The sequence below is a fragment of the Pseudomonas sp. A6 genome, from assembly GCF_052367875.1.
Lineage (GTDB): Bacteria > Pseudomonadota > Gammaproteobacteria > Pseudomonadales > Pseudomonadaceae > Pseudomonas > Pseudomonas citronellolis.
Genome location: NZ_CP198970.1, coordinates 1,950,623 through 1,968,844, shown reverse-complemented (window position 1 = coordinate 1,968,844; position 18,222 = coordinate 1,950,623). Strand labels below are relative to the sequence as shown.

The 18,222-nt window shown below is 70.8% G+C and carries 16 protein-coding genes; 9 read left to right on the top strand and 7 right to left on the bottom strand.

The window, feature by feature from the left end; all coding sequences use genetic code 11:
* Positions 1-627: 627 nt before the first annotated feature.
* Complete coding sequence (locus tag ACTWJ5_RS08970) at positions 628-2,523, bottom strand: filamentous hemagglutinin N-terminal domain-containing protein (protein ID WP_444438211.1); 1,896 nt, start codon at positions 2,521-2,523, stop codon at positions 628-630.
* A gap of 215 nt (positions 2,524-2,738) precedes the next feature.
* Here ACTWJ5_RS08970 and ACTWJ5_RS08965 point away from each other — a divergent pair, with 215 nt between their 5' ends.
* The 8 genes from ACTWJ5_RS08965 to ACTWJ5_RS08930 all read left to right on the top strand — a co-directional run bounded on the left by ACTWJ5_RS08965 (position 2,739) and on the right by ACTWJ5_RS08930 (position 11,015).
* Positions 2,739-3,698, top strand: a complete 960-nt coding sequence (locus tag ACTWJ5_RS08965; protein ID WP_249919218.1) for an AAA family ATPase — start codon at positions 2,739-2,741, stop codon at positions 3,696-3,698.
* Positions 3,698-4,657: a DUF58 domain-containing protein gene (locus tag ACTWJ5_RS08960; RefSeq protein ID WP_249919217.1), complete on the top strand. Its 960-nt coding sequence runs from the start codon at positions 3,698-3,700 to the stop codon at positions 4,655-4,657. The genes ACTWJ5_RS08965 and ACTWJ5_RS08960 overlap by 1 nt, the downstream gene beginning before the upstream one ends.
* Positions 4,654-5,151: a DUF4381 domain-containing protein gene (locus tag ACTWJ5_RS08955; protein ID WP_116425742.1), complete on the top strand. Its 498-nt coding sequence runs from the start codon at positions 4,654-4,656 to the stop codon at positions 5,149-5,151. Before ACTWJ5_RS08960 ends, ACTWJ5_RS08955 begins: the two co-directional genes overlap by 4 nt.
* On the top strand, positions 5,144-6,154 hold the full coding sequence (locus ACTWJ5_RS08950) for a vWA domain-containing protein (protein WP_074984698.1): 1,011 nt from the start codon (positions 5,144-5,146) through the stop codon (positions 6,152-6,154). Before ACTWJ5_RS08955 ends, ACTWJ5_RS08950 begins: the two co-directional genes overlap by 8 nt.
* The gene (locus ACTWJ5_RS08945; protein WP_116425740.1) at positions 6,151-7,896 is read left to right on the top strand and encodes a VWA domain-containing protein; all 1,746 of its coding nucleotides are present in this window, start codon (positions 6,151-6,153) and stop codon (positions 7,894-7,896) included. The genes ACTWJ5_RS08950 and ACTWJ5_RS08945 overlap by 4 nt, the downstream gene beginning before the upstream one ends.
* Positions 7,893-9,527: a BatD family protein gene (locus tag ACTWJ5_RS08940; RefSeq protein WP_116425739.1), complete on the top strand. Its 1,635-nt coding sequence runs from the start codon at positions 7,893-7,895 to the stop codon at positions 9,525-9,527. The genes ACTWJ5_RS08945 and ACTWJ5_RS08940 overlap by 4 nt, the downstream gene beginning before the upstream one ends.
* A gap of 47 nt (positions 9,528-9,574) precedes the next feature.
* Positions 9,575-10,672, top strand: a complete 1,098-nt coding sequence (locus ACTWJ5_RS08935) for an alpha/beta hydrolase fold domain-containing protein (protein WP_444438206.1) — start codon at positions 9,575-9,577, stop codon at positions 10,670-10,672.
* A gap of 157 nt (positions 10,673-10,829) precedes the next feature.
* Positions 10,830-11,015 (top strand): hypothetical protein, encoded by a 186-nt coding sequence (locus tag ACTWJ5_RS08930; protein WP_116425737.1) that lies wholly within the window; start codon positions 10,830-10,832, stop codon positions 11,013-11,015.
* Positions 11,016-11,031: 16 nt separating this feature from the next.
* Here ACTWJ5_RS08930 and ACTWJ5_RS08925 read toward each other — a convergent pair whose 3' ends face one another.
* Positions 11,032-12,846 (bottom strand): monovalent cation:proton antiporter-2 (CPA2) family protein, encoded by a 1,815-nt coding sequence (locus ACTWJ5_RS08925; protein ID WP_074984706.1) that lies wholly within the window; start codon positions 12,844-12,846, stop codon positions 11,032-11,034.
* Between the two features lie 68 nt (positions 12,847-12,914).
* Entirely contained in the window at positions 12,915-13,628 is a 714-nt protein-coding gene (locus ACTWJ5_RS08920) for a lipoate--protein ligase family protein (protein WP_116425736.1), read from the bottom strand.
* Positions 13,629-13,791: 163 nt separating this feature from the next.
* Here ACTWJ5_RS08920 and ACTWJ5_RS08915 point away from each other — a divergent pair, with 163 nt between their 5' ends.
* The gene (locus ACTWJ5_RS08915) at positions 13,792-14,991 is read left to right on the top strand and encodes a GGDEF domain-containing protein (RefSeq protein ID WP_116425735.1); all 1,200 of its coding nucleotides are present in this window, start codon (positions 13,792-13,794) and stop codon (positions 14,989-14,991) included.
* 567 nt (positions 14,992-15,558) lie between these two features.
* Here the strand turns inward: ACTWJ5_RS08915 and ACTWJ5_RS08910 are convergent.
* From ACTWJ5_RS08910 to dsbE, 4 genes are read right to left on the bottom strand one after another with little or no spacing between them, the layout of a single operon-like run.
* Positions 15,559-15,981 (bottom strand): hypothetical protein, encoded by a 423-nt coding sequence (locus ACTWJ5_RS08910; protein WP_116425734.1) that lies wholly within the window; start codon positions 15,979-15,981, stop codon positions 15,559-15,561.
* A gap of 25 nt (positions 15,982-16,006) precedes the next feature.
* Positions 16,007-17,215, bottom strand: a complete 1,209-nt coding sequence (ccmI, locus tag ACTWJ5_RS08905) for a c-type cytochrome biogenesis protein CcmI (RefSeq protein WP_043313583.1) — start codon at positions 17,213-17,215, stop codon at positions 16,007-16,009.
* Complete coding sequence (locus ACTWJ5_RS08900; RefSeq protein WP_058490761.1) at positions 17,212-17,682, bottom strand: cytochrome c-type biogenesis protein; 471 nt, start codon at positions 17,680-17,682, stop codon at positions 17,212-17,214. Before ACTWJ5_RS08900 ends, ccmI begins: the two co-directional genes overlap by 4 nt.
* A complete protein-coding gene (gene dsbE / locus ACTWJ5_RS08895) occupies positions 17,679-18,221 on the bottom strand; it encodes a thiol:disulfide interchange protein DsbE (protein ID WP_009621133.1) in 543 nt (180 codons plus the stop codon). Before dsbE ends, ACTWJ5_RS08900 begins: the two co-directional genes overlap by 4 nt.
* Between the last annotated feature and the right edge of the window lies 1 nt (position 18,222).

The following is an 18,222-nucleotide window of genomic DNA, read 5'->3' as shown; positions in this document are numbered from 1 at the left end:
ACCAGTGCGCAGATGTTGCCGGTCAGTTCACGGGGTTCGCGAGCAAGCTCGCTCCTACGAAAAGCAAAAGCAAAAGCACGTTTGCTCTTGGGACTTCCAGAAGAATATCCGAGCGCACCGGAACGCCCCTTCAGAAGGCCGAGCGAAACCCGCGCTCAGGAGGTCATGCGACATGGATGTCGCGAGAGCCCCGCGGGCTACAGGGATGTACCCTCGGGGTGGGCCTCCGTGGCGGGGGAGTTCGTGAGGGTAGCCCGACTCTGTCGGGCCCGTATGCGGGGCAAGCCTTTTTGGTTCCTTTTTGCAGGGGTGGCCTTCCACCGTTTGACAAAAGGGACTCGCCCGAGGGGGCGAAACGAGAGACATCCGAGCACTCGGAGCGGCGCGCTACACCAAGCACAACCCCAAAGAAGTCTCTGGGTTATTCCCCTTCGGGCCAGCGCAAGCGCTGTTCGCGATGGAGCCGCGTCCCGCGTTCGCGGGAATGACGAGGGTGAGGATCGGAGCGAGGGATCAGGATTCGCAAGCGAAGCCACAGCCCCATCCCAGATGAAAAAATGCCGTTTCTCCCATGGAGAGAAACGGCACTCTTTCTCAAGCAAACAGCATCAGGCTCGCAGCACCGGCCTAGAGCGTCCACTTCCAGGGAATATGCGACTCGACATCGCCGTTGCTGAAGATATCCCCCTCATCCTCCAGGCTCCCCACGTCCAGATAAAGCTCGGAACCACTGCCCAGCACACCATAGTTGACCAACCGCCCAGCATTCAGCCAGATCTCGTCATAGGCCAGAAGAGTGCCGTGGTTGACGAATGCGTTGCGGATATCGAGCTGGGCATACATCCCACTTATCAAGCTGCCACCACGCTCCAGCTCCAGAGAGTCGGCACTGATCCTCAGGCCATCCTGGCTGAGCAACCGGCCGCTGCCGCTGTAGCGCCCGCTCAGCTCCAGCGACAGCCCGGACTCGCTGGTGATCAGCCCGGCATTGCGCCAGTTGTGGCCGCTGCCGCGCACGTCGAGGATGCCGTTCAGGCGCCCACTGGCGCCCTGCTCCAGCTCACCCACCTCCAGGATCAGCTCGCGGGCCTGCAGGCTGCTGTTGTTCAGCCAGTGATCGCGCTTGATGTGCAGCACGGAACGGGTGACGAAGCGGCCACCGGCCAGGCCCAGCTGCGCCAGGTCGATGCCGAAGCGGCCGTTGCCGCCGTGCCAGACCCAGCCGTTGTCGTTGAGCAGGCTGCCGCTGCGCAGGTCGAGGTCGCGGGCGTAGGTCTCCAGGCTGCCGTTGCGGTTGTCCAGCACGCCGCTGATGCCGATGTCGGTGCCGCCCTCCCAGCCACGGGCGCGGATGCGCCCCTGGCCGTTGCTCAGGGACGCGGCGTACAGGCGCAGGCCGCCGCGGCTTTCGATCAGCCCCCGGCTGTTGTCCAGCGCCCCGGCCAGGCTGAGGTCCATGCTCTGGGCGCGCAGCTCGCCGCCCTGGTTGACCAGGCCACCGCCCAGGCGCATGAACAGGCGGCCGGCGCTGTCCAGGCGGCCCTGGTTGGTCAGGCTCCCGGAGGCCCACAGCTCGGTGTCGCCCCCGGCGCTGACCGGCCCCGTCAGCTGCATGTCCCCGGCCTGCAGGTGCACGCCGCCGGCGCTCTGCAGACGCGCCAACTCCAGGCGGCCATTGGCGTCGATGCGGATGTCGCCGGCGCTGGCGGCCAGTTCCCCGGCCAGCTTCACGCCCACGCCCTGCTCGGTGCCGACCAGGCGGATGGCGTTGGCGTACATCCCGCCCAGCGCCGAGCTGTCGATGGCCAGGCGCGGCCGCGGGCGGCCATCGTCGGCCTTGGCACTGGCCGCCAGGCTTTCGCCATCCACGCGGTTGCGCCCGGCCACCACGTCGAGCTGCCGCGCATGCAGCGCGGCGTTGAGCGTGGCGCTGCGGGTGATCAGCTCGAAGCGCCCCACCTCGCGGGCGTCGAGCCCGGCGCCTTCGATGCCGATGTGCCCGCCGTCGACGTCGTAGCCCGCCAGGCGGTTGCCATCGAATATCGGCTTGCCGGTGGTCAGGGTGGCCCGCGGCATGTTGATGAAGCCGCAGCCGTTGCAGGTCACCCCGTGGGGGTTGGCGAGGATGAAGTGCGCGCCCGGCCCGGCGATCTCGATGGCGCCCCGCAGCTGCGAGGGGCTGCCGCCGGTGACCTCGCCGAGGATCTTGCGCGCCGCGCCCTTGCCCAGGTTGGGATTGCCGGCGATGGCACCGCCCAGCTGCGACTGCGCCCCGCCCGGCGAGTTGTTGAGGATCAGGCCTTCGCGGCCGACGTTGAACTGGCCGAACTTGTTGTGCGACAGGCCATTGGCGTTGGGGCTGGCGATGTTGACCACGGGCACGCCGTTGCCGGCGGAACCCAGGCCGGCATTGCCGGAACCGGGGTCCAGGCTCAGCGGCGCGGCCGCGGCGTGCGGGTGAGCGAAGAACAGCAGACCGGCCAGGACGGCCGGGAAATGCAGAGCATTGCGTTCCATGTCCATCTACTCCACGTTGTCCATGAGGAGCTTCCCAAATTAGTGGCAGTGCGCTTCGGAAACGCGTCCTTGTCCCGTGGGAAGCCTCCTCGTCGGCCCGTGGAAGCGTGGAGCCGCGCGGCGGCTCCACGCCACCCTGCACGCGCCTGCGCCGATGCAGTAAAGTAATGCCCCCGGCGGCCCCGGCACGCCGCCTTCCCCATTCCAGGAACCCGCATTCGATGGAACACCGTGAGTCGCTCCTCGCGTTGCGACATTTCCTCTCCAGCCAGATCCTCGGCCAGGAAAAGCTCGTCGAGCGCCTGCTCATCGCCCTGCTCGCCGACGGCCACCTGCTGGTGGAAGGCGCACCCGGGCTGGCCAAGACCAAGGCCATCAAGGACCTCGCCGAAGGCCTGGAGGCCGAGTTCCATCGCATCCAGTTCACCCCCGACCTGCTCCCGGCGGACATCACCGGCACCGAGATCTACCGCCCGGAAAACGGCACCTTCTGCTTCCAGCAGGGGCCGATCTTCCACCACCTGGTGCTGGCCGACGAGATCAACCGCGCCCCGGCCAAGGTACAGTCGGCGCTGCTGGAAGCCATGGCCGAGCGCCAGGTCAGCATCGGCCGCAGCACCTACGACCTGCCGCCGCTGTTCCTGGTGATGGCCACCCAGAACCCCATCGAGCAGGAAGGCACCTACCCGCTGCCCGAGGCCCAGCTCGACCGCTTCCTGATGCACGTGAAGATCGGCTACCCGGAAGCCTCGGTGGAGCGCCGCATCCTCCAGCAGGCCCGTGGCGAGGCGCTCAACGGCGAGACGCGGCCGGAACGCCAGGTGACCCAGGAAGCGATCTTCGCCGCGCGCAAGGAAATCCTCGGCCTGTACATGGCCGACGCGGTGGAGGAATACCTGGTGCAGTTGGTCATGGCCACCCGCACCGCGGCCAAGTTCGATCCCGAGCTGGCCGAGTGGATCGCCTACGGCGCCAGCCCGCGCGGCTCCATCGCCCTGGACCGCTGCGCACGGGCCCACGCCTGGCTGGGCGGGCGCGACTTCGTCAGCCCCGAGGATATCCAGGCGGTGCTGTTCGACGTGCTGCGCCACCGCCTGATCCTCTCCTTCGAGGCGGAAGCCGCGGGGATCGACCAGGACCGCGTGGTCCAGCGCATCCTCGACGTGGTCGCCGTGGCCTGATGCCGGACACCGCCAGCAACGGCGTGACGGTCAGCCTGCAAGAGCTGATCGACATGCGCCATCGCCTGCGCGAGGTGCAGCTGTTCTCCACCCCGGCCCGGCGCAGCCCGCTGATCGGCCTGCACCACTCGCGCCTGCGCGGGCGCGGCGTGGACTTCGACCAAGTGCGCGTGTACCAGCCCGGCGACGACGTGCGCACCATCGACTGGCGCGTCACCGCTCGCACCCGCGAGCCGCACACCAAGCTGTTCCACGAGGAGCGCGAACGCCCGGTGTTCGTCCTCGTCGAGCAGAGCCGGCGGACCTTCTTCGGCTCCGGCCTGTGTTTGAAGTCAGTGCTGGCCGCGCGCGCCGCCGCCCTGCTCGGCTGGGCCGCGCTGGCCCACAACGACCGCATCGGCGGCCTGGTGCTGAGCGACCACGACACCCACGAGATCAAGCCGCGGCGCAGCAAGCAGAGCCAGCTGCAGTTGCTCAACCTGATCGTCCGCGCCAACCACGCGCTGCTCGCCGACGGCGCCGCAGCGCCCTCCGGCGACGGTTTCGGCCTGGCCCTGCGCCGCGCCCGCGAGGTGCTGCGGCCGGGCAGCCTGGTGATGATCGTCTGCGACGAACGCGCCCTCGCCCACTCGCCCCAGGGCGACCTGGCCGAGCAGCAACTGGGCCTGCTGGCGCGGCACACCGACCTGGTCCTGCTGCCGGTGTCCGACCCGCTCGACCACGCCCTGCCGGCCGCAGGGCTGATGCGCTTCGCCGAAGGCCAGGCCCTGCTCGAAGTGGACACCCACGTCGACGAACAGCGCCTGGCCTACCGCGCCCTGGGCGAGGCGCGCCGCGAGCGCTGGGCGCGGGTCAGCCAGCGCCTGGGCGTGCCGCTGCTGCCGCTGAGCACCCAGCTGGACCTGGTCGAACAGTTGCTCGACCACCTCGAACAGCCCACCGCGAGGCTGCGCTCGTGAATCCCCTCGACGCCCTGGAACCGCTGATCCAGCCGGCCGCCGTGCCCTGGTGGCCGCCGGCGCCGGGCTGGTGGCTGCTGGCCGCGCTGCTGCCGCCGCTGGCCTGGGCGCTATGGCGCTGGCGCCACCGCCTGCTGCCGCGACGCCGCGCGCCAGTTCCGGCGGAAGCGCCGCTGGACCCTATCCGCCTCGCCGCCCTGGAAGAACTGGCGCGCCTGCCGCGGCCCTACGACGGCGCCCCCGCCGGCCCCTGGCTGCAGGCGCAGAACGCCCTGCTCAAGCGCCTGTCGCGGGCGCGCTGGCCGGACGACAGCTGCCACACCCTGAGCGGCCGCGCCTGGCTGGCGTTCCTCGACAACCGCTGCCCGGCCGCCGGCCTGACGCGCTGGATGATCCTCGTGGAAGGCGGCTACCGCGCCGAATGCAAGCTCGACGACAAGGCCATCGACGGCCTCGCCGCCGCCGTGGAAACCTGGGTGCGCAAGCATGTTTGAGTTCGCCTGGCCCTGGGTCTTCCTGCTCGCCCCGCTGCCCTGGCTGCTGCGCGTGCTGCTGCCGCCGGCCGACAGCGGCGAGGCGGCGCTGAAGGTCGGCTTCCTCGCCGAACTCGAAGGCCTGGCCGGCCGCCGCGCCCGCGCGCAACTGCCGGCCTGGCGCCTGCAGGCGCCCTTCGTGCTGCTCTGGCTGCTGTTGCTGCTGGCGGCGGCGCGCCCGCAGTGGGTCGGCGAGCCGCTGCCGATCCCCGCCAGCGGCCGCGACCTGCTACTGGCGGTGGACGTCTCCGGCTCCATGGACACCGCCGACCTCACCTGGCAGGGCAGCGAGATCAGCCGCCTGAACCTGGTGCAGAAACTCTTCGGCGACTTCATCGAGGCGCGCCGCGGCGACCGCGTCGGCCTCATCCTGTTCGGCAGCAAGGCCTACCTGCAGGCGCCGCTGACCTTCGACCGCCACACCGTGCGCGTCTGGCTGGACGAGGCGCTGATCGGCATCGCCGGCAAGGATACCGCCCTGGGCGACGCCATCGGCCTTGCCGTCAAGCGCCTGCGCCAGCGCCCGGCGCAAAGCCGCGTGCTGGTACTGATCACCGACGGCGCCAACACCGCCGGCGAGATCCCGCCGCTGACCGCCGCGCGCCTGGCCGCCGAGGAAAGCGTGAAGATCTACACCATCGGCATCGGCGCCGACCCGCAGCCCGGCGGCGTGCTCGGCATGCTCGGCCTCAACCCCGGCCTGGACCTGGACGAAGCCACCCTGAAGGCGATCGCCGGCCTCACCGGCGGCGAATACTTCCGCGCCCGCAACGGCGCCGAGCTGGAGGCCGTCTCCAGCACCCTGGACAGCCTCGAACCGGTGACGCAGAAGCCCACCCAGGCGCGCCCGGCCCTGGCCCTCTACCATTGGCCGCTGGCCGCCGCGCTGCTGCTGAGCCTGCTGCTGGTGGCCGCGGAACTCTGGCCGGCGCAGCACTGGCGCTGGCCGTGGAGGCGCCCATGAGCCTCTGGCCGCACCTGCTCTACCCAGGCTGGCTGCTGCTGTTGCCGCTGCTCGCCTGGCTGCTGTGGAAGCTGCTGCACCGCCAGCGCCGCGCCGGGCGCTGGCAACTGCTGCTGCCGGCGGCCTTCCACCCCTGGCTGCTGCAGGGCGGCAGCGGCCGCCCCGACCGCCGCCCCTGGCTGTACCTGGGCCTGGCCTGGCTGCTGGCGGTGCTGGCGCTGCTCGGGCCGAGCTGGGAGCGCGTCGAGCAGCCGGCCATGCAGCGCAGCGACCCGCTGGTGGTGATCCTCGAACTGACGCCGCGGATGCTCGCCGGCGACCTGCCGCCCAGCCGCCTGGAACAGGCCCGGCGCAAGCTCCTCGACCTGCTGCGCGCGCGCCCCGACGCGCAGACCGCCATCGTCGTCTACGCCGGCAGCGCCCACACCCTGGTGCCGCTGTCCAACGACCTGTTCACCGCGCGCAACCTGCTCGATGCGCTCAAACCGTCGATCATGCCCGAGCCGGGGCAGCGCGCCGACCTTGCCGTACAGCAGGCGCGCCGCCTGCTCGACCAGGGCGCCCAGGGCAACGGGCGCCTGCTGCTGCTCACCGGCGGGCTGGAGGAAAGCGAACAGCAGGGCATCCGCCAGGCCCTGCACGGCCACGGCCGGGACTTCGCCATCCTCGCCGTGGGCACTGCCGGCGGCGCGCCCATCCCCCAGGAAGACGGCACCTACCTGAAGGACGACCAGGGCGGCATCCTCCTGCCGCGCCTCGACGAGGCCGGGCTGCGCCAGTTCGCCGCCAGCCTCGACGCCGGCTACCAGCGCCTGGGCGCCAGCGACCGCGACCTCAGGGCCCTCGGCCTGCTGGACGCCAACCGCGGCCTGGAAGCCGCCGGCAACGACGCCGTGCTGCGCCTGCAGCGCTGGGCCGACCAGGGTTACTGGCTGCTCCTGCCGCTGCTCTTGCTGGCCGCCTGCGCCGGGCGCCGCGGCTGGCTGTTCAGCCTGCCGCTATTGCTGCCGCTGTGGCTGGGCGCGCCGCAACCGGCCATGGCCTTCGAGTTCGCCGACCTCTGGCTGCGCCCCGACCAGCAGGGCCAGCGTCTGCTCGCCGAGCAGCGCCCGGCCGACGCCGCCCGGCGCTTCGCCGACTTCCGCTGGCGCGGCCTGGCCCTCTACCAGGCCGGCGACTACGACGGCGCGGCCCGCGCCTTCGCCCTGGGCGACAGCGCCGCCGACCACTACAACCGCGGCAACGCCCTGGCCCGCGCCGAGCAGTACGAGGCGGCCATCGACGCCTACGAGCGGGCGCTGGAACTGCAGCCCGGCCTGCAACAGGCCCTGCGCAACAAGGCGCTGCTGGAGGACCTGCTGCGCCAGCGCGAGCAGGACGCCGCCCAACAGCGCCCCAATGCCTCCCAGGCCAGCCGAAGCGGCGAAACCGAGCCGGCGCCGACGGCAGCGGCCAAGCCCTCGGAGCAGCAGAACCTGGAAGAACGGCCGACGCGCCCCTCCGCGGCCCTGCAGAACCGCCAGCAGGCCAGCGCCGAGCGCCTGCAGGCCACCGACCCGGACGACGAGCCGCCCGCCGATTCGACGGAACTCCCCGCCCCCACGGCGGACGAAGGGAAACTCAGCGACGAAAGCCGCCAGGCCCTGGAACAGTGGCTGCGGCAGATTCCCGACGAACCCTCCGAACTGCTGCGCCGCAAGTTCTGGTACCAACAGCAGCAGCGCCAGGAAAACCTGCCATGAAACGGATGATCTGCCTGATCCTGCTCAGCCTGCTCGCATTCCAGGCGCAGGCCAGCTTCACCGCCAGCGTCGACCGCGCGCGCCTGACCGAGGGCGAGAGCCTGGACCTGACGCTGGAGTCCGACGACCCCACGCAGTTCGGCAAGCCGGACCTCACGCCCCTGGGCGACGCTTTCGAAATCCTCGGCACCCGCCAGGTCAACCGCCTGACCACCCTCGACGGCCAGGCCCAGGCCACCACGCGCTGGATCATCACCCTGCGCCCCACCCGCAGCGGCGCCCTGCAGATACCGGCGCTGCGCATGGGCAACGGGCAGACCCAGCCGATCGCCCTGCAGGTGCTCAAGGCCGAGGACGCGGACGAGCAGCAGAAACTCTCGCCGGTGTTCATCGACGCCAGCCTCGACCACGAAACGGTCTACGTGCAGGCCCAGGCCATCCTCACCCTGCGCATCTACCACTCGGTGTCGCTGTACGACGACAGCAGCCTCAGCCCGCTGCAGATCGACGACGCCAAGGTCGAGCAGCTCGGCCAGCCGCGCACCTACGAGAAGGAAATCAACGGCGTGCGCCACGGCGTCATCGAGGTGCGCTTCGCGATCTTCCCGCAGCACAGCGGCGAGCTGACCATCCCGGCGCTGAACTTCAGCGCCACCCGGGTGGCGCGCAACAGCCCCGGCGACACCTTCGGCGTGCTGCCTGGCAAGCGCCTGCGGGTGAGCTCCCCGGAAATTCCCCTGGAAGTGAAACCCAAGCCCGCCGACTACCCGGCCGACGCGCCCTGGCTGCCGGCCCGCGCCGTCGCCCTCAGCGAAAGCTGGGCGCCGCAGCCGGAGCAGGCCAAGGCCGGCGAAGCCCTGACGCGCAACCTGATGCTGCGCGTCGAAGGCCTCTCCAGCGCCCAGCTGCCGCCGCTGCCCCAGGCCCTGCCGGCCGGGCTGCGGCACTACCCCGACCAGCCGCAGCTGGCCGAGGAACAGGGCGACCAGGGGGTGATCGGCAGCCGCGAGGAACGCCAGGCCCTGATCCCGGAGCAGGCCGGCCAGTTGAGCCTGCCGGACATCGAGATCACCTGGTGGAACACCCAGGAAGACCGCCTGGAGCACACCACCCTGGCCGGCCGCAGCCTGGACGTCGGCGCCAACCCGCAGCTGGCGGCCCCGCCCCCGGCGCCGCTGGAAGGCGCCGTGAGCCCCGACGGCCAGCGCCTCTGGCCGTGGCAGCTGGCGACCCTGCTGCTGGCCCTGACCAGCCTGCTCGGCTTCGGCCTCTGGTGGCGCGCCCGGCGCCAGCCGGCCATCGTCCGCGCCGCGGCCAACGCGCCCAGCGCCCGCACCCTGCTCGACGAACTGCGCCGCTGCTGCCAGGCCAACGACCCCCACGCCACCCGCCAGGCCCTCGACGCCTGGGCGCGCCAGCAGCCGGAAACCCTGGCCGACATGGCGGCGCGCTTCGTGCCGCTGTCCGACGCCATGGACGGCCTCAACGGCGCGCTCTACAGCGACAGCGAGGGTGGCCACAACTGGGAAGGCGAGGACCTCTGGCGGGCGATCCGCACCCTGCCCGCCGCGGAAGGCGGCGGCGCGGCGACGGCCGAGGGCAACAGCCTGCCACCGCTCTACCCGCGCTGAGCCACGCCGGCTAGGCTGAGGAAAACTCCCTGGCAAGAGGCAGACCCATGGCCGAACGCCCGTGCCGGCTCGCCACCCTGCTGCTCTGCGGCCTCCTGGCCCGCGGTGCCCAGGCCGGCCCCGCGGCCCCGCCGCCGCAGCCGCTGGACGGCCCCGGCGGCTCGCGCCTGGCCCACGCCGACCTGCGCCAATGGCGCGGCGGCGAACAGGGCAGCGAATACTGGCTGTTCACCCCCGCCGCGCCAGTGCCGGCGCAGGCCCCGCTGGTGGTCTTCGTCCATGGCTGGAGCGTGATGCAGCCGGACCTCTACCGCGCCTGGATCGAGCACATCGTGCGGCGTGGCGCCATCGTCCTCTACCCGCGCTACCAGCAGAACCTGAAGACGCCGGCCGGCGAGTTCCTGCCCAATGCCGCCGAGGCGGTGCGCCAGGGCATCGCCGAACTGCAGTCCGGGCGGCTCGGGGTACGCGCCGACCTGCAGCGCCTGGCCTATGTCGGGCATTCCGCCGGCGGCCTGATCGCCAGCGGCCTGGCCGCCGGCTACCAGCGCCTGGGCCTGCCCCGGCCACGCGCCCTGTTCGCCGTGGAGCCGGGGCGCAGCCAGGGCCCGCGCTGGCGCCAGGTGCCGCTGGAGCCGCTGTCCGGCATCCCGCCGGGCACTCTGCTGCTGGCCCTGTGCGGCGACGAGGACGAGCGCGTGGGTTGCGACGACGCCCGGCGCATCTACAGCGAGAGCACCCAGGTCGACGGCGCCGACAAGAACCTCCTGCTACTGCGCAGCGACCGCCACGGCAGCCCGCCGCTGCTGGCCAACCATGCGGCGCCCACCGCGCCGCGCTTCGACCCGCGCTACCCGCCCTCGGACTCCGGCAACTGGCTGCTGCAACGGGTACAGGAGCGCCAGCAACGGCGCCAGGCCGAAGACCGCGCGTCGACGAACCACAACGCCCTGGATACCGACGCCCTGGACTGGTACGGCCCGTGGAAGCTGTTCGATGCGCTGTGCGACGCCGCCTTCGCCGGCCGCAACCGCGACTGGGCCCTGGGCGGCACCCGCGCGCAGCTGTCCATGGGCAACTGGAGCGACGGTACGCCGGTGCGCCCCATGCAACTGCTGGCGCCGCTGCCGCCGGGGCATCGATAGCGTCGATAGTCACCAGCAGGCGGATTCAATTCCCTTCGCCGCGCGCGGACGCGAGCATAGCCCATGGCCCCGCGAACCCCGGGGCCGCGAGGCGGCCTGAGCGTGCACTCCCCGGAACGCCCCGCTGACCACGAGGCTGAAGGAGGAGGAACGCACCATGCAGGCCGCGCTGGATTTTCTGCTCATCATCGGTTCCCTGGCGGAGCTGCTGCTCTACGTCGCGCTGGCGGCCATCGGCCTGGCCGTGACCCTGCTGCTGGCCGCCATCGGCGTGCTCACCCTGCGCTCGCCCGGCGAGCCCATCCGCATCGACGAACCGCCGCGCCGCCGCATCCGCGGCTGAAGCGCGGCCGGCCCGCTCAGGGCTTGCCCACGCCGCGGTCTTCCAACTGGTCGCCCTCGAACAGCGTCTCCAGTTCCTGGCGCGCCTCGCGGGCGGTCTGGATCACCGCCGAGGCGTCGTCGTAGACCTTGTACTGGGCCATCAGCACTTCCTCGTCGTGGCGGCGGAAGCGGCGGATGCGCGCCAGCGCCTGCTCCTCGGAAAGGCCCATTTCCACCAGCACCCGCCGGCTCATCTCCAGGCTGGAGTGGAACAGCTCGCGCACCGGGCTGGCCCCGGCGTCGAGCAGGTGGTAGACGTGCTGGCGGTTGCGCGCGCGGGCGATGATCTTCACGTGCGGATAGAGCTTGCGCACCAGGCGCGCGGTGTCGATGTTGGTCTGCGGGTCGTCGGTGGCGACGACGAAGAACTCGGCCTTGTCCACCTGGGCCGCGCGGAGGATTTCCGGGCGCAGCGGGTCGCCGTAGAAGATCGGGATGCTGCCATAGCTGCGGCTCAGCTCGATGGTGTCCACCGAGGTGTCCAGGGCGATGAAGGGCACGCGCTGGGCGCGCATGATCCGCGCGACCACCTGGCCCATGCGGCCCATGCCGGCGATCACCACCCGCGGCGCGTCGCCCTCGATGCGCTTGTACTCCTCCGGCGCCTCGCGCACCGGCACGGGCTCGGGCTTCATCAGGCGCGCGGCCAGCAGCACCAGCAGCGGCGTCACCGCCATCGACAGGGTGATGCAGAGCACCAGCAGGCTGTGCAGGTTGGCGTCCAGCAGCCCTTCGGCGCGGGCCAGCTTGAACACCACGAAGGCGAATTCGCCGCCGGCCGCCAGGACGATGCCCAGGCGCAGCGCCGAGTGGCCGTCGAGGCCGCCGGTGAGGCGCCCGAGCAGGTACAGCAGCGGCAGCTTCAGGCCGATCAGCAGCAGCGTCAGGCCCAGCACCAGCAGCGGCGAATGCAACAGCAGGCCGAGGTCGGCGCTCATCCCCACGCTGATGAAGAACAGCCCCAGCAGCAGGCCCTTGAACGGCTCGATCTGCGACTCCAGCTCGTGGCGGTACTCCGAGTCGGCCAGCAGCAGGCCGGCGAGGAAGGCGCCCAGGCCCATGGACACCCCGGCCAGCTCCATCAGCCAGGCGGTGCCGACGACCACCAGCAGCGCGGTGGCGGTGGACAGGTCGGCCATGCCGGTGCGCGCCACCGTGCGGAACACCGGGCGCAGCAGGTAGCGCCCGCCGACCACCACCACGGCGATGCTCCCCACCACTTCGAGGAAGTGGCGCCAGTCGCCGCCCGGCGCGGCCTCGTCGGCCCGCGCGCCGAGCAACGACACGGCGGCGATCAGCGGGATGGCGGCGATGTCCTGGAACAGCAGGATGGCGAAGGCCAGGCGGCCGTGGGGGCTGGCCAGCTCCTTGCGCTCGGCGAGGATCTGCAGGCCGAAGGCGGTGGACGACAGCGCCAGGCCGCCGCCGAGCACCACCGAGGTGTTCAGCGGCAGCTCGAAGGCCAGGTGCGCCAGCACGCCGATCACCAGCGCGGTGAGCAGCACCTGGGCCAGGCCGATGCCGAACACCGCCTTGCGCATCACCCACAGGCGCTTGGGCGACAGCTCCAGGCCAATGATGAACAGCAGCAGCACCACGCCCAGCTCGGACAGGCTGGAGACGCTTTCCGGATCATCGATCAGGCGCAGCACCGAAGGCCCGATCAGCACCCCGGCCAACAGGTAGCCGAGCACCGCGCCCAGTTGCAGGCGCTTGGCCAGCGGCACCATGAAGACGGTGGCGATGAGGAAGACCACCGCCGATTGCAGATAGTTGGAACCATGCTCCATGCCGGAACGCTCCTTGGCAGGATGAGGCCCGGCGCACGGCCGGGCGGGTGGAACGGAAAGGGTGTCGATCAGACCGGCGGCAGGCCCTGGCTGATCAGGTGGCGCTGGAACTGCCCGGCGAGTGCTTCGACCTGCTGCCAGGGCTGCGAGTGCCGTTCGTCCAGCGCGACGTGGCTGGTGCCACGGATGTCGGCCGGCAATTCGACGGCGCGGTAGAAGGCGTTGACCACCTCGGCCATGGCCTCGCGCTGGTTCTCCATGAGGATGGCGCCGTGGGCCAGCACCACGTAGCGCCCGTCGCTCTGCCGGCGGCGCCAGCGCTGGGCGGTGCCGACCAACTTGCGGCCGCCGATGTTGACGTTGTAGCGGCCGTCGCAGAAGGCGCCGTCGACCTCGCCCACGCCGGCGTCCAGGCCCATGGCCACGAGCCAGTCGCAGAGCGGCTGGCACAGGCGCAGGTAGGCGGTGTCGATGCGCGTCTGCTCGTTGTCGCCGTCGGGCACCGCGTAGCACAGGGCGACGTTGAGCACCGCCGGTGACTGCGGCACCGGTTCGCCGCCGGTGTCGCGCAGGGCGATCGGCCAGCCGAGTTCGGCGCAGCGCGCCTCGGCCTCGGCGAAACCGGCCAGGCGGCTGAGCCGGCGCGGCATCACCAGCGCCTGCTGCAGCGGGCGCCAGAACAGCAGGCGGCTGTCGGCCTGGCCGCTGAACACTTGGTCCAGGGCGGCGCGTTCGGCATCCAGGCCATCCTGTGCGGAAAACCGCAGTACCCGTTCGCCCATGTCCTACTCCTCTCGCCGTGCTGCCTGACAGGTAGCGGACTATGCCCAGCCGCCACGCCAGGCTGCAAGCGAAAAGCCGCGCTCCCCCGGCAGGCGGCGGGACAGCCTGGCGGCATATGGCTATGCTCATAGCCGGATGCCATCGCGCACAGGACGAGTCCCCGTGTCCCAGCCGTTCCCGCAACGCCTTCGCCAGCAATTCCGGCTCGCCCGCTCCCTGGCGCGACCGGTGGCCACGGAGAACCTCAGGCGCCTGGCCTGGCTGGCGCTGCTGGCCGTGCCCTTCGGCCTGGTGCACATCCTGGTGTTCTGGCTCAACCTGCAGGGCAGCCTTCCGGAATTCGACGGCTGGCGCCAGCACATCATCCTCACCCACGCGGTGGTGGCCGCGCTGCTGCTCGGCCTCGGCCTGCTCGCCTGGCAGGCCCGCCAGCGCCCGCAGGCGCCGCCGCCGTGGTACTGCGAGCTGCTGGCGCTGCTGGGCGCCGGCGTGCTGCTGGGCTTCGGCCTGGTCATCACTTGCTTCGACCAGGAGGTGACCAGCAGCATCACGCCCTTCCTCATGGGCGCGGTGGCCACGGCGCTGATCCTGCTGCTGCGCCCGGTGTTCGCCACGCTGCTCTACGTCGTGCTGTTCATCGCCTTCGAACTGGCCATGGAAGTGGCCCAGCCGGACCCGCAATTGCGCCTGTCCAACCAGATGGGCGGCCTGACCATCTGCGGCATCGGCCTGCTGCTGTCGCAGATCCTCTGGTTCGGCCACCTGCGCAACCTGCGCCAGCGCCAGCACCTGCGCCGGCAGCGCAAGGAGCTGGAGGAGAAGAACCTGCAGCTGGAATACCTGGCAGGCCACGACCCGCTGACCGGGCTGTTCAACCGCCGCCAGTTCGACCAGCTGGTGAAGCAGGAACTGGCGCGCTGCGACCGCCAGCCGATGCCGGTGAGTCTGCTGATGATCGACCTGGACCACTTCAAGTTCATCAACGACCGCTACGGCCACCCACTGGGCGACGAGGTGATCCGCCACACCGCCACCCTGCTGCGCAAGCACACCCGCAGCAGCGACAGCGTGGCGCGCCTGGGCGGCGAGGAGTTCCTCCTGCTGCTACCGGACACCGCCGCGCCCCAGGCCCGGGTGATAGCCGAGAAGCTGCGCAAGCTGCTGGAAGACACCCCGCTGCCGATGAAGGACGGCCTGCTCTACCTCACCGCCAGCTTCGGCATCGCCGGCCTGGCCAGCGGCGTGTCGAGCACCTACGAGAGGCTGTACAGCACGGCGGACCAGGCCCTGTACCGGGCCAAGGCGAGCGGGCGCAATCGCGTGGAAGTGATGGATGCGGCGCCCCATGGGACGTTGGAGTGAGCTTTTGTGTAGGAGCGAGCTTGCTCGCGAATGGGGTTTCCCGGCTGCTGCGACGTTTGGGGTTGACGCCGTACCCTCACCCCAGCCCTCTCCCAGAGGGAGAGGGGGCCGTTTGGAGCGAGCGGCAAATTCGGAGTCATCCTGACACTCCTATCTATATTTCCATTCCCGCGTTCGCGGTTATGCGCCCTACGGGCTGGCAGTCCCAAAGCAAGAACTGGCCCGGCTCTTCGTAGGAGCGAGCTTGCTCGCGAACAGCGTTTCCCGGTGACTGCAGTGTTTGGGTTGACTCCGTACCCTCACCCCAGCCCTCTCCCAGAGGGAGAGGGGGCCGTTTGGAGCGGGTGGTGAATCCAGAGTCATCCTGAGGCTCCCATCTATTTCCTCCATTCCCGCGTTCACGGGAATGACGAGGGAGAAGGATCGCGCCTGACTTCCAGGCCGCTCAGGACAGCCCCCTCTCCCTTCAGGGAGAGGGTTGGGGAGAGGGCGCTCTTGAACCCAACATCCATGCCACCGGGAAACGCTGTTCGCGAGCAAGCTCGCTCCTACGAAAATCCCCTAACCTCAGGGCTGCGCGTAGCGGCGGCTCAACCCCGGCGGCACGCCGTTGGCGTCGGTGGCGGTCCAGGGGCCCTGCGGGCTCACGCCCCAGTACCAGGCGCCGTCCCAGTGGTAGTAGGTGCGCTGGCGGTAGTACAGGTCCTTCTGCCCCTGGATCACGTAGACGCCCAGGTTCGGGTCCCAGCGGCCCTTGCCGCCCGGCGGCGGGGCGAACTGGGTGTGGGTGCTGCGTGGCTTGTTCGAGGGGTTCTGCGGGTTCGGCGTGATGGCCGTGCGCGGCGCCGGCTTGTTCGACGGCGTGGCCGCTGGCACCTGGCCGCCGGCGCCGGGTTGCGGGGCCGGCGCCGGTGCTTGCGAGTGGGGCTGCTGGCCGGCGCAACCGGCCAGGGCGAGCAGGGCCGCGAGGGCGAGGATTCGGCCTTTCACGGGCGCACCTCCAGGAAGGGTTCGGTCAATGCTGGTCCGGGCTGTCGATGGTCACCGCCTGATCGCCCGCGCCGGCAGTAGACAACGGCTGGCTGCGTCCGATCCATTCGCCGCTGATGGCATTGCCGGCGCGCGACACCCGCGCCACCAGCTCCACCTGCGGGAAGGCCGACAGCTTCAGTTGCGGCATCATGGCGTCGGCATCGCTGAGCGACACCTCGTCCGGCAGGTCGGCCACCTTCAGGCGCTTGACCGCCAGCGGCATCGGCGGGCCGTTCACCGCGCGGGCGAAGACGAACACGCTGTCGTCCGGCTTGACCTGGCCCTTCACCGCGTCGCTGAGGTCCACCCGCACCTTCAGCGTCACGCCGGCAGTGGCTGCCGCGGCCGGCGCTTCCGGCAGCTTCTCGCCGCGCTCGACCAGGTGCTGGCGGGCGCGCTCGATACCGCTCTGGATGGCCGCGCGCGACGGGTCGTCGGCCGGCAGCGCGGCGACCAGGCGTTGCCAGTAGTCCACGGCATCGGCGTAGCGCTGGTCTTCGAAGGCGGCGATGCCCATCAGGCCGAGGGTGGTGACCTCTTCCGGGTTCTGCTTGAGCGCCTCGTCGGCCAGGGCCTGGGCGGCGCCGGCCATCTTCTTGCCGTTGGCGAAGTACAGCGCCTGGGCCCACTGGCCGAGCACCTCGGACTGGCGCCCAGACAGGTTGGCGGCGCGCTCGAAGGCCTTGGCGGCATCCTCGAAGCGCTCCTGGGTCATGTAGGTGCGACCGAGGAAGTACCAGCCCTCGGCGGAATCCGGCTGGGCCTGCACGGCCTTCTCCAGGCGCTCGGTCATCTCCGCCATGGAGTGCGGCGGCTCGGCTAACTCGCGGGACAGCGCCAGCTTCTCGCTGGCGCCCCAGTGCAGGTACAGGCCCAGGCCCAGCAGCGGCAGCAGCACGGCCGCCAGCAGCGGCGCGGCGCGGCCCAGGCGCGAGCGGCGCTCGCCCTCGCCTTCGGTGTCGGCCAGCAGTTCGCGGGCGGCCTCGGCGCGCCCGGCCTGCAGCTGGGCGTCGTCCAGGGTGCCGGCGGCGTGCTGGGCGTCCAGCTCGGCGAGGCGTTCCTGGTACAGGGCGACGTTGAGGGCGGTGCGGTCTTCCTCGGCCTGGGCGCGGCGGCCACGCAGCAGCGGAATCAGCAGGAAAGCCATGGCCACCAGCGCGAGCAGGCCGGCGGCGAGCCAGAAGTCGATCATTTGTCTTGGTTATCCAGCAATTGATTCAGGCGGGCCTGTTCCTCGGCGGACAGGCTGGCGGACGGACCGGCGGCGCTGCGGCGGCGGCGCGCCACCAGCACGCCCACCACCAGCACGCCCAGGCCCAGCAGGGCCGCGGGGCCGAACCAGAGCAGCCAGGTGCGGGCGTTGACCGGCGGCTTGTAGCGCACGAAGTCGCCGTAACGGTCGACCATGTAGTCGACGATCTGCTCGTCGCTCTTGCCCTGCTGCAGCTGCTCGTAGATCTGCTTGCGCAGGTCGGCGGCGATGGGCGCGTTGGAGTCGGCGATGTCCTGGTTCTGGCACTTCGGGCAGCGCAGCTCGGTGGTCAGGCTGCGGAAGCGCTGGCGCTCGGCCTCGTTGGGGAATTCGTAGGTGTCGATGGCGGCGTGGGCCACGCCGGCGAGACTCAGGCCCAGCAGGGCCGCGGCGAGGAGTCGCTTCATTTGCCCCCCGCCTCGTCCACCAGGCGCTGGTAGATCGGCGCCAGTTGCTCGCGCCAGACCTTCTCGTCGACGGCGCCGACCAGCTTGTGGCGGATGATGCCGTCCTTGTCGATCACGTAGGTCTCCGGCGCGCCGTACACGCCCAGGTCCAGGCCCAGGGTGCCCTGGGCATCGGCGATGTTCAGCACGTAGGGGTCGTGCAGGTCCTGCAGCCACTTCTGCGCGGCGGCGTTGTCGTCCTTGTAGTTGATGCCGACGATCACCACGCCCTGCTCGGCCAGCTTGGCCAGCACCGGGTGCTCGAAGCGGCAGGTCGGGCACCAGGTGCCCCAGACGTTGACCAGCGCCGGGCGGCCCTTGAGGTCGGCCTGGGTATAGGTCTTGCCCGGCTCCAGCACGCCGGGCAGGGCGAAGGCCGGGAACGGCTTGTCGATCAACGCCGAGGGCAGCTCGCTGGGGTCGAGCCACAGGCCGCGGAACAGGAATACCGCGACGACCAGGAAGATCGCCAGCGGCAACAGCAGGATCGCACGCTTCACA

Excerpts from the sequence above, each read along its gene's own strand:
- ACTWJ5_RS08940 (WP_116425739.1), top strand. The coding sequence starts at position 7,893 with ATGAAACGGATGATCTGCCTGATCCTGCTCAGCCTGCTCGCATTCCAG.
- ACTWJ5_RS08945 (WP_116425740.1), top strand. The coding sequence starts at position 6,151 with ATGAGCCTCTGGCCGCACCTGCTCTACCCAGGCTGGCTGCTGCTGTTG.
- ACTWJ5_RS08930 (WP_116425737.1), top strand. The coding sequence starts at position 10,830 with ATGCAGGCCGCGCTGGATTTTCTGCTCATCATCGGTTCCCTGGCGGAG.
- ACTWJ5_RS08920 (WP_116425736.1), bottom strand. The coding sequence starts at position 13,628 with ATGGGCGAACGGGTACTGCGGTTTTCCGCACAGGATGGCCTGGATGCC.
- ACTWJ5_RS08960 (WP_249919217.1), top strand. The coding sequence starts at position 3,698 with ATGCCGGACACCGCCAGCAACGGCGTGACGGTCAGCCTGCAAGAGCTG.
- ACTWJ5_RS08900 (WP_058490761.1), bottom strand. The coding sequence starts at position 17,682 with ATGAAGCGACTCCTCGCCGCGGCCCTGCTGGGCCTGAGTCTCGCCGGC.
- ACTWJ5_RS08935 (WP_444438206.1), top strand. The coding sequence starts at position 9,575 with ATGGCCGAACGCCCGTGCCGGCTCGCCACCCTGCTGCTCTGCGGCCTC.
- ACTWJ5_RS08925 (WP_074984706.1), bottom strand. The coding sequence starts at position 12,846 with ATGGAGCATGGTTCCAACTATCTGCAATCGGCGGTGGTCTTCCTCATC.
- ccmI (WP_043313583.1), bottom strand. The coding sequence starts at position 17,215 with ATGATCGACTTCTGGCTCGCCGCCGGCCTGCTCGCGCTGGTGGCCATG.
- ACTWJ5_RS08950 (WP_074984698.1), top strand. The coding sequence starts at position 5,144 with ATGTTTGAGTTCGCCTGGCCCTGGGTCTTCCTGCTCGCCCCGCTGCCC.
- ACTWJ5_RS08970 (WP_444438211.1), bottom strand. The coding sequence starts at position 2,523 with ATGGACATGGAACGCAATGCTCTGCATTTCCCGGCCGTCCTGGCCGGT.
- ACTWJ5_RS08965 (WP_249919218.1), top strand. The coding sequence starts at position 2,739 with ATGGAACACCGTGAGTCGCTCCTCGCGTTGCGACATTTCCTCTCCAGC.